A 13,928-nucleotide genomic window follows, 5' to 3' on the forward strand; every position below is an offset into this window, starting at 1 on the left:
GTCACAACTGTTCCACTTTGACCGCAGACTGAGAAGACGCCGGTCGAAGGCCGGGCCGCCCCCCTCGCCTATCCCCTGCCCGCGCCCGGCTCCGCCTCGTGCCGATAGGCGGACTGGTCGATGCCGTGGCGGCGCAGCTTGTCGTAGAGCGTCTTGCGCGGGATGCCGAGGCGCTTCAGCGTCGCCTGGATATCGCCGCGCGTGGCGGCCAAGGCGTCGCGAATCTGCGCCGCCTCAAAGGCCTCCACCCGCTCGGGCAGGCTGGCGCCGGCCTCCTCGTCCGCCACCACGGCCGCCGGCGCCGGCTCGACCAGGCCGAGCGCCACCCGTTCGACGTAATGCACCAGCTCGCGCACATTGCCGGGCCAGTCATGGCTGGCCAGATGCGCGCGGATCGCCGGCGTCACCATCGGCACCGGGCGGCGGAAGCGCTTGGCCGAGCGGGCGAGAAAATGCCCGAACAGCAGTGCGATGTCGGCCCGGCGCTCGCGCAGCGGGGGAATGCGCACGGTAGCGACGTGCAGGCGGTAATACAGGTCCTCGCGGAAACCGCCCCGCCGCACCAGTTCGAGCAGGTCGATCTTCGACGCCGCCACCACGCGGATATCGACCTTGCGCACCTCATTGGTGCCGAGCGGGGCGATCTCGCGCGCTTCCAGCACGCGCAGCAGCTTCACCTGCAGCGCCGGCGACATCGCCTCGATCTCGTCGAGAAACAGCGTGCCGCCATGGGCATGTTCCATGCGGCCGATACGCTTTTTGACCGCGCCGGTGAAGGAACCGGGCTCGTGCCCGAACAATTCGCTCTCGATCACCGTTTCCGGCACCGCGCCGCAATTGACCGCCACCAGCGGGCGGGCGGCGCGCCGGCTCCAGCGGTGCAGCGCCTGCGCCACCACTTCCTTGCCGGTGCCGGTCTCGCCTTCCACCAGCACATCGACATCGGCATCGGCGAGTTGGCGCAGCGTCTGGCGCAGCCTTTCCATGGCGGGCGTGGTGCCGAGCAGCGGCATGTCCGCGCTCGCCTCCTCCGCCGCCTGCCGCAAGGCGCGGTTGTCGAGCACGAGGCGGCGCTTCTCCAGGGCATGGCGCACCGTGCCGAGCAGCCGGTCGAGCGGATAGGGCTTGGCGATGAAATCATACGCCCCCTCGCGCATCGCCTCGACCGCCATGGTGATGTCGCCATGGCCGGTGATGAGGATCACCGGCAGGTCCGGGTCCATGCGCTTGAGCCGCCGGAACAGTTCGAGCCCGTCCATGCCGGGCATGCGCACGTCGCTCACCACCACGCCGGTGAAGGAGGCGTCCAGCCCGTCAAGCGCGGCGGCGGCGGAGGCATAGGCCACGACCTCATGGCCGGCGAGCATCAGCGCCTGCATATTGGCGGCGCGCAGCGTCGCGTCGTCGTCGATGAAGGCCACATCCATCACGGCACCCGCGGCAGGCTGAGAGTGAACACCGCCCCGTCCTGATTGGCGGCGGTAAGCGCGCCGCCGAACTCGGCGACGATGTCGTGCGAAATCACCAGCCCGAGGCCGAGCCCCGCCGGCTTGGTGGTGGTGAAGGGAATGAACAGCGCGTCCAGCACCGCCGACGGCAGGCCGGGGCCATTATCGGCGAGGGTGAGCAGCACCCGCTCGCCCTCCGCCCGCGCCGCAAGCCGCACCCGGCCGCCGGGACGGTTGGCCAGCGCCTCCAGCGCGTTCTGCAGCAGGTTGACCAGCACCTGTTCCAGCCGCACCCGCTCGGCGCGGACGAAGAAGTCCTCCGGCCCCATGTCGAGCTCCAGCGCCACCTCCTGCTCCTTCAGCCGGTAGCCGACGAGCAGCAGTGCGCCCTCCACCGCCGCGCGCAGCGACACCGGGCCGAGCGGACCCGGCGCCTTGCGGGCAAAGGCCCGGAGTTCGCCGGTAATGGCGCCGATGCGCTCGGTAAGGCCTACAATGGTGGCTAGGTTGCCGGAGGCGCTGCCCGTGTCGCCGCGCGCCAGCAGCATCGCCCCGCTTTCGGCGAAGGTGCGGATCGCCGCCACCGGCTGGTTCACCTCATGCGCGACGCTGGCGGCGATCTGGCCGAGCACCGCCAGCTTGCTGGCCTGCACCAGTTCGTCCTGTAGCCCCTGCAACGCCGATTGCGCGTGCTGGCGCTGGTCCATTTCCTCGCGCAGCCGGTCATTGGCCGCGCTCAGTTCCAGCGTGCGCGCCTCCACCCGCCGCTCCAGTTCCCGCCGCGCCCGCGTCTCCTGCCGGCGCTTACGCAGCGCCTGCCGGCGGCGCGACCAGATGAGCGCCAGACCGCCCATCAGCAGGGCGCCGGCGAGCACGGCGAGCACCCGCGCCGCGGCGATGCTCACCTGGGCGGCGGCAGTGATCGGGCTGAGCACATGCAGCGTCCAGCCGGTGGTGGGCACGGGCGCCGCCGCCTCCACAAAGGTCCGCGCCGCGCCGCCGTCCGGCATCGTCACGCGGACGCGGTCGTCGCCCTCGGCGGTGATCGGCAGCGGGCTGAGCGCGGCGTCGCCAAATTGCAGGCTGGCGCGAATTCGCGCCCGCTCGGCCTCGGGGATGAGCGCAGTGGCGCGAAACTGCCAGCCGGGCACGCTGGTCACCAGCACGATCTGGCGCGTATCGGTGACGAAGATCGGGCTGTCGAGCCGGCGCCATTCCGCTTCCACCTCGGCGAACACCGCCTTCACCACGATGACGCCGATCAGCCCCGCCGGGCTGTCGATGCGCCACGCCAGATAAAGGCCCGGCTGCCGGCTCACTGTGCCGAAGGCGAAGTGCTCGGCCTCCCCTTCCGTCAGCGCCTGGCGGAAATAGGGCCGGAACGCATAGTCATTGCCGACGAAGGAGGTCGGGTCGCGGTAATTGCTGGCGGCGAGCGCGACGCCCTGCCGGTCGAGCAGATAGATCACGCTGGCGCGCGTGCCGGCGGCGAGCGCCTCGAACTTGGCGTCGAGCCCGCGCAGCACGGGCGGGTCGCGCCGCGTCAGCGCCGTGCGCACATCGGGATCCTGCGCCAGCACCACCGGCAGGGAGCGCTGCTTCTCGATCTCGCTGCGCAGCATCGCCGCCCGCAGCCCGGCGGACGCCTCGGCCTCGCGGCTCAGCTGCGCCATCACCCAGGCCTCGGCGCCGCGCCGCGCCATCTGGTCGAGCGCCGCCAGCAGGACCAGCGCGGCAAGCAGCGGCACGAGTGTGCGCGCGCGTCCCCGGCGCCGGAGCCAGAGGCGGAGACGGATCAGGCCGGGGATGGACCGCACGCAGCGCCTCCTGTGCGGAAAGTCGCACGAACTGCCCACCAATTTGTGCGATATTTCGCACATTCTGTCGAGAGCCTGCCGAAGCAGTCCTCGCGACCTCTTATTTGTCAACGACTTAGCAGACATGCCGGGGACGAGCGCCCGCTGGCACGGCGCTTGCGGAACGGGGCCTGCGGCACGTCTGCCGCGTCCCAACCAACCCCGGCTTCACACGCCGCCCGCATTACGAGGCGTCGAAGGGGCCAACCGCAGGAAGCGCCATGAAACACGCCCTCGCCCCGGCCTCGGTGAAAGCCGCGCCGCGTCCCCTCTACCGCCAGCTTTATGTCCAGGTGCTGGTCGCCATCGCCGCCGGCATCGCGCTCGGTCATTTCTACCCCAGCCTCGGCGCCGACATGAAGCCGCTGGGCGATGCCTTCATCAAGCTGGTGAAGATGGTGATCGCCCCGGTGATCTTCCTCACCGTCGCCACCGGCATCGCCAATATGCGCGATCTCGGCAAGGTCGGGCGCGTCGCCGGCAAGGCGATGCTCTACTTCCTCACCTTCTCCACGCTCGCCCTCGTCATCGGCCTCGTTGTCGCCAATGTGGTGCGGCCCGGCGCCGGACTGAACATCGACCCGGCCTCGCTCGATGCCAAGGCGGTCGCCGACTACGCCGCCAAGGCGCATGAGCAGACGCTGGTGGGCTTTCTCAGCAACATCATCCCCTCCACGCCGGTGAACGCCTTCGCTTCGGGCGACATCCTGCAGGTGCTGTTCTTCGCCGTGCTGTTCGGCATCGCTATGGCCGGCGTCGGCCCGCGCGCCGAGCCGCTGATGCATGTGCTGAATTCCGCCTCGCAGATTTTCTTCCGCCTGGTGGAAATCCTGATGAAGGCGGCGCCGGTCGGTGCGTTCGGCGCGATGGCCTTCACCATCGGGAAATACGGCATCGGCTCGGTCGCCCATCTCGCCATGCTGGTCGGCACCTTCTATCTCACCAGCCTGCTGTTCGTGTTCGTCGTGCTGGGCGCGGTGGCGCGCTATAACGGCTTCTCCATCCTGGCGCTCATCCGCTATCTCAAGGAAGAACTGCTGCTGGTGCTCGGCACCTCCTCCTCGGAGGCGGCGCTGCCCAGCCTGATGGAGAAGATGGAACAGGCGGGCTGCCGCAAATCGGTGGTCGGTCTCGTCATCCCCACCGGCTATTCCTTCAATCTCGACGGCACCAACATCTATATGACGCTGGCGGCGCTGTTCATCGCCCAGGCCACCGGCATCGAACTGAGCCTCACCGACCAGATCGTGCTGCTGCTGGTGGCCATGCTCTCCTCCAAGGGCGCGGCGGGCATTACCGGGGCCGGCTTCATCACCCTGGCGGCAACCCTCTCCGTGGTTCCCGCCGTTCCCGTCGCCGGCATGGCGCTGATCCTCGGCATCGACCGCTTCATGTCGGAATGCCGGGCACTGACCAATTTCATCGGCAACGCCACGGCCACCGTGGTGGTGGCGCGCTGGGAGGGTGAACTCGACCGTGAGCGGCTCGACGCGGCGCTGGCCGGGCGGCCGATGGAACTTCCCGACGACGAAGAGGAAGAAGACCTGCGCGCGCCGCACCCCGCCTTCCCCCACACGCCGCTCCCCGCCGCCGCCGAATAGAGCCCCGCGAGCGCCCAACACGCGGCCGGACCCGGCGAAGAACATCGGCCAAGGCCCGGCCGCAGGTCCCTGCGCCAGCCGGCGGGCTGCTCACGAAGGTGTTATTAATACATAATACCCAAACGCCGATTCCTCCTCTTATCATCCGTGTGCCCGCTCATGGGATCAGAAACAACAACGGAGGACGTTCGAGATGGAAAGCCAGGCTGTGAAGTGGGGTCTTCTTGCCGCAACAGTCGCGACGGCGGGCGCGGCGATCATGACGGCATTCTAGTCGTTTCAGCATTGCGCCGGTCGCGATCCTTCCGTTTGGGAAGGTGCGCGGCCGGCGATCTGCGAACAGCGGGCAAGGCAAAAGGCGGCGGCACCCCGCCTTATTGGTGACGCAATGCGACGTTACGTCATCAGGTGCCGCCTGTGCGGCCAGCCCCATCACCGCGATGCCGGGCTTTTTCACCTGACATGGACGCACCAGCGTCAGCCGCCGGCCACAGGCCGCAGCGGCCAAGAGGATTTATGCGCAACTACACTTTCACCCCGCCCACGCCCGCCATCGTCCGCTCCAGCCCGGAGTGGAAGCCGGAGCCCTGCGGTCTCACGCGCGAGCAGATCCGCGCCATCATCATCGAACAGATCGGCTGAACCGCCAGCCCGCAGGAGCGCTCAGCGCGCTCCTGCCCTTTCGGCCGATGCGGCCTCGATCACCGTCCGCAGCCGACGCTGCGCCGCCTCGTCCAGAGGGAAGCGCCACATCAGCGCAATGGCGGCGAGCTTGGCCGGGATCGGCAGCCAGGCATAGAGCAGGGCGAGGGCAAGCCCCGCCTGTTCGGTCGGCGCCCCGGTGCCGGGCCGGTAACCCGCCCAATCCAGCAGCGGAAACGTGACGCCGACGGCGATCGCGAGCGCCAGCTTGGTGGCGAGCGCCCAGAGCGCGAAATACAGCCCCGAGCGCTGTTCCCCCGACGCCGCGGTGTCGATATCGACCACATCCGCCTGGATCGCCGGCGGCAGCGCCACGTCGAAGGCCAGCAGCACGCCCGTCGCCGCACAGATCAAACCGAACGCCACCACATCGCCCGGACCGAGAAAACCGGCCCCGGCGAAGACGACGCACGCCGCCAGCATCGCCCCGCACCACGCTCTGTGCTTGCCGAAGCGGCTGGCGCAGCGCAGCGCCAGCGGCAGGCCGGCGACGCCGCAGAGAAAATAGAGAAACAGCAGCGGCCCCTGCAGCTGCGCCGCGCCGATACGGTCGGCGACGAAATACAGGAACAGCGTCGCCGGTATGGCGTTGGCGATGCCGTTGAGGAGAAACGCCGCGATCAGCCGCAGAAACGGGCCGTTGGACCGCAAATGCCGCAGCCCCGCCGCGAGGGACAGTTTCTCCCGCGAGAGATTCGCCGGCTCCGGCACGCCGAACACGCAGGCGGCGCAGAACAGCGGCAGGGTGACGAGCACGAATACCCCCATCGCCGCCAGGCCGTGAAAGCCCTTCGCCTCCGTGCCCAGCCCGATGGCGAAAGGCAGCGCGATGGCGACCAGCGTGCCGAGCAGCGTCACCCCCTCGCGCGCCGCCGCCACCCGGGCGCGGCCACGATAATCCGCGGTAATCTCTGCGCCCCAGGCGGTGTAGGCGAGGCTCAGTGCGGTATAGCCGAGCGAAAGGCCGAGCCCCCAGAGAAAGAGATGGGCGATGCCCGCTCCCGCGCCGGGCCAGAACACCATGAGGGCGCAGAGCGCGGTGACCGGCGCCGCCAGCGCCATCAGCGCCCGCCGCCGGCCGAAGCCGGGCGCGATCCGGTCCGCCGCCCAGCCGAGCAGCGGGTCGGCCAGGGCATCGATCAGACGGATCGCCAGCAGAGCGGCGCCGACGGCGGTGAGCGACAGGCCCAGCGCCTCGGCATAGAAGCTCGGCACGATCACATAAAAGGGCAGCGCCAGCGCCGCCAGCGGCAGGGCCGGCAGGGCATAGAGCGCGAGGCGCCGGCCGGTGACGGCCGGACCCGCCGGCGCCCCGCCCATCTCAGCGGCCCATGGTGGCGGTGCCGGAAAGCCCGTCGTCGCGCGTCCAGGCGATCTTCTTCGGACCGAGCGAGGTGATGGTGAAGCAATGGGTGCGGCCGTCATACCAGGTCGGCCATTTCTGGCACAGCCGGTCGTCCTTCACCCACCAGCGCCCCTCCTCGCTCGGCGCCAGCATGGCGCCGATGGAGAAGCCGGAAATGTCGCCGGCCACCACGCCGTCGTCGCGATAGACCAGCGGCAGGGTGATGCCATAGGGCGTGCTCAGCCGCACCAGTTCGCCGCCGATCTTGTCCTTGATCTCCGGGCCACTCAGCGGCTCGGCCAGCGCCGGTCCGGCGGTGGCGGCCAGGAGCAGGGCGAGGCAGAGTGTCTTCTCGCGGGAGCGCATGGAATCCTCCTGTGACATCGGGAGAGAAGGTCGCGGGCGCCTAGGGGCGACGGAAGGTGACGCGGGTAAGCGCGACCGGGAGCCCGTATTTCGTCACCCAGGCGGTGTTCAGCACCGTGCCGTCCCCGCGCAGCACCATCTTGTCGTGGAAGCGGACGAGGTTTTCCCCGGCACCGGGATCGAGGTCGAGCAGATAGCTGAAGGTGGCGGTATCGCCCTTCACCGTCACGTCGGTGGCGCCGCGCACATCCTCGCGCGTGCCGCGATAGCGCCCCGGCCCCAGCTTCTCGAACCGCCAGGTCTTGCGGTCCTTCTCGCCGTCCGCGAAGTGGAAATCCTCCACCAGCGTGAGCACATTGCCGTTCCAGCGGCCGGTGAGGTCCACCGTGAAGCTGCGCCGCACGCCGTTAATGGCCGAGAACGAGCCCTCCGCGACGGTGCGGCCAGCGAAATACTGTTCGAGCACCAGATCCCTGGCCTGCACGGCCGACGTGCCAAGGCCGGCAAAGGCGAAAATTCCGGCAAGAAGGAGCAGGCGTTTCATCGAATCCTCCGCAGCAGTGCCCGGATTACGCGGGCAGAGCCGCGGCGGATCAGATCGCGCCGCAGGGTGGCCGCCGGCCCGGCGCGCCCCGGGGTACGCGCTTCAAGCGACGACAGCGACGCAACGCATCCGCCCCGGCACGCACGATGCCGATTGGTTAGATGAACTTACCTCACCGGTCACGATTGGCCGGATTGTGAGCGGGCCGGACCTCCCCTAACGTCATGCTCAGAGCGTGACAGCAGCAAGCCGGACCTTAGCTGGCCTCCGAACGCACTATTTACATAGCCGGCTTGTTTTCTCGTTTACGACGCCCGCCGCCAGACCTTCCACCCGATCAAGGAGCACCCCCATGCCCGCACGCCCCCTCCCCGCCGCGCTACTGGCGCTCGCCGTCGCCGGCACCGTCATTCTGCCGCCGGTCGCCAGCGCGGAATCCGGGCCCGGCACCGAGGCCCGCAACCGGCAGATCGTCACCGAGGCGTTCGAGCGCTGGCAGGCCGGCGGCACCGGCTTCTTCAGCGAGGTCCTGTCGCCGGATGTCGTCTGGACGATCGAGGGCTCCGGCCCCACCGCCGGCCGCCACGAGGGCCGCGACGTGCTGATCGCGCGCGGGGTGCGTCCGTTGACCAGCCGCCTCGCCACCCCGATCCGCCCGGTGGCGAAAACGGTGTGCGCCGATGGCGAGCATGTGATCGTCGCCTGGCAGGGCGAGGCGACAGCGGCGGATGGCCAGCCTTACGTCAATCGCTATGCCTGGATCCTGCGCATGCAGGAGGGGAAGGCGGTCGAAGTCAACGCCTTCCTCGATCTCGCCGCCTATGACGACGTGCTCCGCCGCATTCCCGCCGCTCCGGCCCAGTGACGCGCATAAATCCGTATGGCCGACTGTGGCAGGATAGATAGCCGGCTATATCCGCTTGCCGTAGCACGTGATTGCTCAGACCCCTAGCATGCCTGCGACAATAATATAGCCGGCTCACAAGACCGCTTCGAGCTTCCCCCTCGCAAGCCGCGCGACAGATGCGCCGCCCACCCCTTGCCGGCGAGTCCCTGCCTCCTACATCTGGCGCGCAGGCCGCGAATGGTCGCATGGGGAATGAGTATGTCGTCGCGTTACCTTCGTCTTGATCCGGAAACCGTCCGCCTCCTCGACAGCTGCATCGCCCAGGCCCAGCACGCCGCCGCCCAGCTTCATCGCGAGGGCGTCGACGAGGTCATGCGGGTGCGCCTCGCCTCCGCGCTGATGGAGGCGATCAGCCTCGGCGAGCGGGACGAGGAGCGCCTCGTCGCCTTCGCACTCCAGGTTGTACCGGCCTTTCGCGAAAAGCTGGCGAAGCAGACCCCGCCCCTGCCGGAGACTCACGCTGTCGCGCGCGAACGTGCGGCGCCGGCGCCGGGCCGCTAGAGCCATTCCCGAAAGAGTGCATGGCGCCTTTACGGAAAAAAGGGCGCCTCATCCGCGAGTTAAAGCGCTTGCGGTGAAGGTGGATGAACCGGAAAGGCTCTCGCCCGGCGCTCCGCAACCGGGCGGCTCTTGCGCGCCCGCGGGCCGGGGGGCGATACATCTCCACCCCCCTGTGGTAGCGGACACCGCCTCATGGACATCAGCGAACTTTACGACGCGAGCGACGCCGTCGCTCTCGCAGACCACGTCGCCAAGGGCGATGTAACCCCCGGCGAACTGCTCGACGAGGCGCTCGCCCGCGTCGCCGCGCTCAACCCGCAGCTCAACGCGGTGACGCTGCTGCGCGAGGACGTGGCGCGCCGGATGATCGAGGAAGGGCTGCCGGAAGGGCCGCTGAAGGGCGTGCCGTTCCTGCTCAAGGATCTCGGCGCCGAGGCGATGGAGTTCCCCTCCAATAATGGCTCGCGCCTGTTCGCCAACACGCGCTACGGCCAGGATTCGGCCATTTACGCCCGGCTGCGGGCGGCCGGGCTCGTCACTTTCGGCCGCACCACCTCGCCGGAAGGCGGCGTCGGCCCCACCACCGAGGCGGCCGTCTATGGCGGGCCGACCCGCAACCCGTGGAATCTCGACCACACGCCCGGCGGCTCCTCCGGCGGCGCGGCGGCGGCGGTGGCGGCCGGCATCCTGCCGGCGGCGCATGGCTCGGATGGCGGCGGCTCGGTGCGCATTCCCGCCTCTTCCTGTGGCCTGTTCGGCTTCAAGGCCACCCGTGCCCGCACGCCGGATGGCCCCTATGTCGGCGAAGGCTGGGCCGGCATGGCGATTGACGGCTTTCTCACCCGCTCCGTGCGCGACACGGCGGTGCTGCTCGACGTGACGCAGGGCCCCGATCTCGGCGCCCCCTATGTCGCGCCGCCGCTGGAAGCCTCCTTCGCCGCCGCGCTGGCGCGGCGCGACGGGCCGTTCACCATCGCCTTCACCACCACGACGCTGACCGGCGAGCCCATCGCGCCGGAATGCCGGGCGGCGGTGGAATCCGCCGCGAAGCTGCTGGAGAGCCTCGGCCACCGGCTGGTCGAGGCCCGTCCGCAGGCCGACACGGCTGGGATGATGGCGGCCTGGACCAAGATTGTCGGCTGCGGCACCGCGCTCACGGTGGAAAGCGCGGTGCGCCGGCGTGGCCGGCCGCTGGAGGATGGCGAGATCGAGAGCGTCGCCCGCTCGGCGGTGGACTATGCGCGCGGGATCAGCGGCGCCGACTATCTCGAAGCCGTCAACAAGGTGCATGCCTATGGGCGCGAAATGGCCGGCTTCTTCCAGCACGCCGATTTCCTGCTGACCGCGACCCTCGCCGAACCGCCGGCCAAGCTCGGGCGATTCGACCATGTCGGCCGCGACTACCTCGCCTACCGCATGGGGCCGGACGGGGTGTTCGCCTATTCCCCCTTCACCGCCGCGTTCAATGCTTCCGGCCAGCCCGCCGCTTCGCTGCCGCTGCACTGGACGCCCGAAGGCCTGCCGGTCGGCATCCACCTCGCCGCGCCCTTCGGCCATGACGAAGCGCTGCTCGGCCTGTGCGCGCGCATCGAGGAAGCCGCCCTCTGGGCCGCGCGCCGCCCGCCGATTGCCTTTAAACAGGACCGGCCAAAAATATGATCACATTGCCCTCCTCTCCGCTTGCCGGATGAGGAGGGCTCACTTAGGCTGCTGTTCGATGACACCGCCTGCGGTGTGTTCGACACCCCTTTTGGGGCCCCTTTTCTAGCAACGGGTGAATAATGCCGGAGCCTTCCCCTGTACCGGACGCCCGCATCGCCGTCGATTGCCAGGGCATCGTCAAGCAATTCGGCGATGGCCCACGCGCCCTTCGGGCGCTCGACAATGTCTCCGTGGCCATTCGCGAGAATGAATTCTTCACGTTGCTAGGGCCATCGGGCTGCGGCAAGACGACGTTGCTTCGCATGATCGCGGGGTTTGAATACCCCACCGAAGGGACGATCCGGCTGCATGGCGAGGACATCGCCGGCCTGCCGCCGTTCAAGCGGCCCATCAATACGGTGTTCCAGAGCTACGCCCTCTTCCCGCATCTGACGGTGTGGGAGAACGTCGCCTTCGGCCTGCAGATGCTCGGCTGGGCCAAGGCGAAGATCGAGGCGCGCGTGGCCGAGATGCTCAAGCTCGTCCATATGGAGGAGTTGGCGCAGCGCCGCACCGACCAGATCTCCGGCGGCCAGGCCCAGCGCGTCGCCCTCGCCCGTGCGCTGGCCCCGGCGCCGAAAGTGCTGCTGCTCGACGAGCCGCTCTCCGCGCTCGACTACAAGCTGCGCAAGGAGATGCAGATCGAGCTCAAGCGCATGCAGAGCGAGACCGGCATCACCTTCATCTTTGTCACCCATGACCAGGAAGAAGCGCTCACCATGTCCGACCGCATCGCGGTCATGTCCAAGGGCCGGGTGCTGCAGATCGGCACGCCCTGGGACATTTACGACAAGCCGGCCGAGCGCTTCGTCGCCGACTTCATCGGCGAGACCAATTTCCTCTCCGCCGCCATGGTCGGCATCGAGGCCGGTGTGGCGCGGGTGCGCCTGCCCTCCGGCATCGAGATTTCCGCCAGCCTGGCGGAAGGCTACCGCCCGGCCGGCGAGGCGACGGTGGTGGTGCGGCCGGAGCATGCGCGCATGGTCACGACCGGCGGCCAGCTGTCCGGCGTGGTGGAGAACATCGTCTATTTCGGCACCGACACCCATATCCATGTGAAGCTGGATCAGGGGTCCACCTTCATGGTGCGACAGCAGAACTCGCGCAGCAAATCCTGCGGCGCCAGTGTCGGCGACCGCGTCGGCATCGACATCGCGTCCGATGCGGCGCAAGTGCTGCGGGACTGAGCGATGGCGAGCGCGGCCGAGATCGCCCGACGCGACGAACAGTCGAAAACCCGCACGCGCTGGCTGCTGTCGCTGCCGGCGCTGTTCATCGTCTTCATCGCCGCCATCGGCCCGCTCTTCGTCATGCTGGCCTATTCCTTCATGGCCAAGGGCGATTATGGCGACGTGAAGCCCGGCGAGTTCTCGCTCGACGGCTGGTTCTCCGTGCTGTTCCAGCGCGACATCTTCGACGACACGGTGACGCTGGCCGACGCGCATCTGTCGATCCTCTGGCGCTCGGTGCGGCTGTCGGTCATCACCACGCTGGCGACGCTGGCGCTGGGCTTCCCCACGGCCTATTTCATCGCCACACGGCCGCGCAGCACGCGCGAGGTGTGGGTGTTCCTCATCACCATCCCGTTCTGGACCAATCTGCTCATCCGCACCTTCGCCATGCAGCAGGTGATCCGGAACGAGGGCGTGCTGAACACGCTGCTGATGTGGCTCGGCGTCATCAAAGAGCCGATCCCGATCATGTACACGGACTGGGCGATCCTGTTCGGCATGGTCTATGTCTACCTGCCGCTGATGGTGCTGCCGCTCTATGCCAGCATGGAGAAGCTGGATTTCCGTCTCGTCGAGGCGGGGTACGATCTCTATGCCGGCCGGCTCGCCGTGCTGCGGCGCATCATCCTGCCGCTGGTGAAGCCCGGCATCGTCGCCGGCTCCATCCTGGTCTTCGTCCCCTCGCTCGGCGCCTATGTCATTCCGCGTGTGCTCGGCGGCGGCAAGAATTTGATGCTCGCCAATCTCATCGAGCTGCAGTTCGGCGCCGGCCGCAACTGGCCGCTCGGCGCGGCGCTGTCGATCTCGCTGATGCTTCTCGTCATGGTCGCCATGCTGGTTTATGTGCGCAACGCCACGCGCTCGGGAGGCGGGCATGGCTAAGCCGCGCTTCGACATACGCGCGCAGCCGGGCTTCGGCACGGTCGCGCTGTTCACCTTCGCGATGCTCTACCTGCCGATCGCGACGCTGGTGGTCTACGCCTTCAACGCCAGCGACTCCCTGTCCAGCTGGGGCGGGTTCTCGCTGCACTGGTTCTATGAGGCGGCGGAAAACCAGTCGGTGCAGGATGCGGCGTGGCGTTCGCTCGTCATCGCGGTGAGCGCGGCGACGATGGCGACCATCGCCGCCACCATGGCGGCGCTGGCCACCACCCGCACCGGGCCCTATCGCGGGCTCTCGTTCAAATACGCCTTCATCAACCTGCCGCTGATGGTGCCGGAGATCGTCACCGCCGTGGCGCTGCTGATCGTGTTCGCCAAGGTGAAGGTGTGGACCGGCTATTCCGGCCTCGGCTATCTCATCCTGGCGCACACCGCCTTCTGCATCCCCTTCGCCTATCTGCCCATCCGGGCGCGGCTGGAGGGCATGGACCAGTCGCTGGAGCGTGCGGCGGCGGACCTTTACGCCCCGCCCTGGCAGGTGTTCCGGCGGGTGACGCTGCCGCTGCTGCGGCCCGGCATCATCGCCGGCTTCATGCTGGCCTTCGTCATCTCGCTGGACGACGTGGTGATTTCCGAATTCGTCAAATCGGGCGGGCAGGACACGCTGCCGACCTACATGCTGGGTCAGCTGCGCCGGGCGGTGACGCCGGAGATCAATGCGATTGCGGCGGCCTTCCTGGTGCTGTCGGTGGCGCTGGTGACGGTGTTCTTCTTCATCAACCGCAAGAAAGCCTGACCGACAAACCTAATCCGACACGCCAGAAACAACGGACCGGACGGAGT

At 68.4% G+C, this 13,928-nt stretch carries 13 protein-coding genes; 8 read left to right on the forward strand and 5 right to left on the reverse strand.

The window, feature by feature from the left end; translation table 11 throughout:
• Positions 1 to 68: 68 nt before the first annotated feature.
• Positions 69 to 1,427: a sigma-54-dependent transcriptional regulator gene (locus ACP2AH_RS01165; RefSeq protein ID WP_425104150.1), complete on the reverse strand. Its 1,359-nt coding sequence runs from the start codon at positions 1,425 to 1,427 to the stop codon at positions 69 to 71.
• On the reverse strand, positions 1,427 to 3,265 hold the full coding sequence (locus tag ACP2AH_RS01170; RefSeq protein ID WP_425104151.1) for a sensor histidine kinase: 1,839 nt from the start codon (positions 3,263 to 3,265) through the stop codon (positions 1,427 to 1,429). The genes ACP2AH_RS01165 and ACP2AH_RS01170 overlap by 1 nt, the downstream gene beginning before the upstream one ends.
• 260 nt (positions 3,266 to 3,525) lie before the next feature.
• On the opposite strand from ACP2AH_RS01170, the gene ACP2AH_RS01175 reads away from it, so the two are divergent.
• Both ACP2AH_RS01175 and ACP2AH_RS01180 read left to right on the forward strand, forming a co-directional pair.
• On the forward strand, positions 3,526 to 4,905 hold the full coding sequence (locus ACP2AH_RS01175; protein ID WP_425104152.1) for a dicarboxylate/amino acid:cation symporter: 1,380 nt from the start codon (positions 3,526 to 3,528) through the stop codon (positions 4,903 to 4,905).
• 516 nt (positions 4,906 to 5,421) lie between these two features.
• Complete coding sequence (locus ACP2AH_RS01180; protein WP_279613748.1) at positions 5,422 to 5,547, forward strand: hypothetical protein; 126 nt, start codon at positions 5,422 to 5,424, stop codon at positions 5,545 to 5,547.
• 21 nt (positions 5,548 to 5,568) lie between these two features.
• Here ACP2AH_RS01180 and ACP2AH_RS01185 read toward each other — a convergent pair whose 3' ends face one another.
• The 3 genes from ACP2AH_RS01185 to ACP2AH_RS01195 are packed head-to-tail and all read right to left on the reverse strand — an operon-like array spanning position 5,569 to position 7,862.
• Positions 5,569 to 6,927 carry an MFS transporter gene (locus ACP2AH_RS01185; protein ID WP_425104153.1) on the reverse strand — a complete coding sequence of 453 codons (1,359 nt, stop codon included), beginning with the start codon at positions 6,925 to 6,927 and terminating at the stop codon, positions 5,569 to 5,571.
• 1 nt (position 6,928) lies between these two features.
• The gene (locus tag ACP2AH_RS01190; protein ID WP_425104154.1) at positions 6,929 to 7,318 is read right to left on the reverse strand and encodes a hypothetical protein; all 390 of its coding nucleotides are present in this window, start codon (positions 7,316 to 7,318) and stop codon (positions 6,929 to 6,931) included.
• Positions 7,319 to 7,358: 40 nt separating this feature from the next.
• Entirely contained in the window at positions 7,359 to 7,862 is a 504-nt protein-coding gene (locus ACP2AH_RS01195) for a DUF3833 family protein (protein WP_425104155.1), read from the reverse strand.
• Between the two features lie 352 nt (positions 7,863 to 8,214).
• On the opposite strand from ACP2AH_RS01195, the gene ACP2AH_RS01200 reads away from it, so the two are divergent.
• From ACP2AH_RS01200 to ACP2AH_RS01225, 6 genes are all read left to right on the forward strand, one after another.
• Positions 8,215 to 8,727 (forward strand): nuclear transport factor 2 family protein, encoded by a 513-nt coding sequence (locus ACP2AH_RS01200; RefSeq protein ID WP_425104156.1) that lies wholly within the window; start codon positions 8,215 to 8,217, stop codon positions 8,725 to 8,727.
• Between the two features lie 240 nt (positions 8,728 to 8,967).
• The gene (locus ACP2AH_RS01205; RefSeq protein WP_425104157.1) at positions 8,968 to 9,270 is read left to right on the forward strand and encodes a hypothetical protein; all 303 of its coding nucleotides are present in this window, start codon (positions 8,968 to 8,970) and stop codon (positions 9,268 to 9,270) included.
• 192 nt (positions 9,271 to 9,462) lie between these two features.
• Positions 9,463 to 10,929, forward strand: coding sequence for an amidase (locus tag ACP2AH_RS01210; RefSeq protein ID WP_425104158.1), 1,467 nt, complete (start codon positions 9,463 to 9,465; stop codon positions 10,927 to 10,929).
• A 122-nt stretch (positions 10,930 to 11,051) separates the two neighbouring features.
• Positions 11,052 to 12,158: an ABC transporter ATP-binding protein gene (locus ACP2AH_RS01215; RefSeq protein WP_425104159.1), complete on the forward strand. Its 1,107-nt coding sequence runs from the start codon at positions 11,052 to 11,054 to the stop codon at positions 12,156 to 12,158.
• A gap of 3 nt (positions 12,159 to 12,161) precedes the next feature.
• Positions 12,162 to 13,085 carry an ABC transporter permease gene (locus ACP2AH_RS01220; RefSeq protein ID WP_425104160.1) on the forward strand — a complete coding sequence of 308 codons (924 nt, stop codon included), beginning with the start codon at positions 12,162 to 12,164 and terminating at the stop codon, positions 13,083 to 13,085.
• Positions 13,078 to 13,881 (forward strand): ABC transporter permease, encoded by an 804-nt coding sequence (locus ACP2AH_RS01225; protein ID WP_421697627.1) that lies wholly within the window; start codon positions 13,078 to 13,080, stop codon positions 13,879 to 13,881. The genes ACP2AH_RS01220 and ACP2AH_RS01225 overlap by 8 nt, the downstream gene beginning before the upstream one ends.
• Positions 13,882 to 13,928 lie beyond the last annotated feature (47 nt).

Source organism: Ancylobacter sp. (assembly GCF_965249975.1).
Classification (GTDB): Bacteria; Pseudomonadota; Alphaproteobacteria; order Rhizobiales; family Xanthobacteraceae; genus Ancylobacter.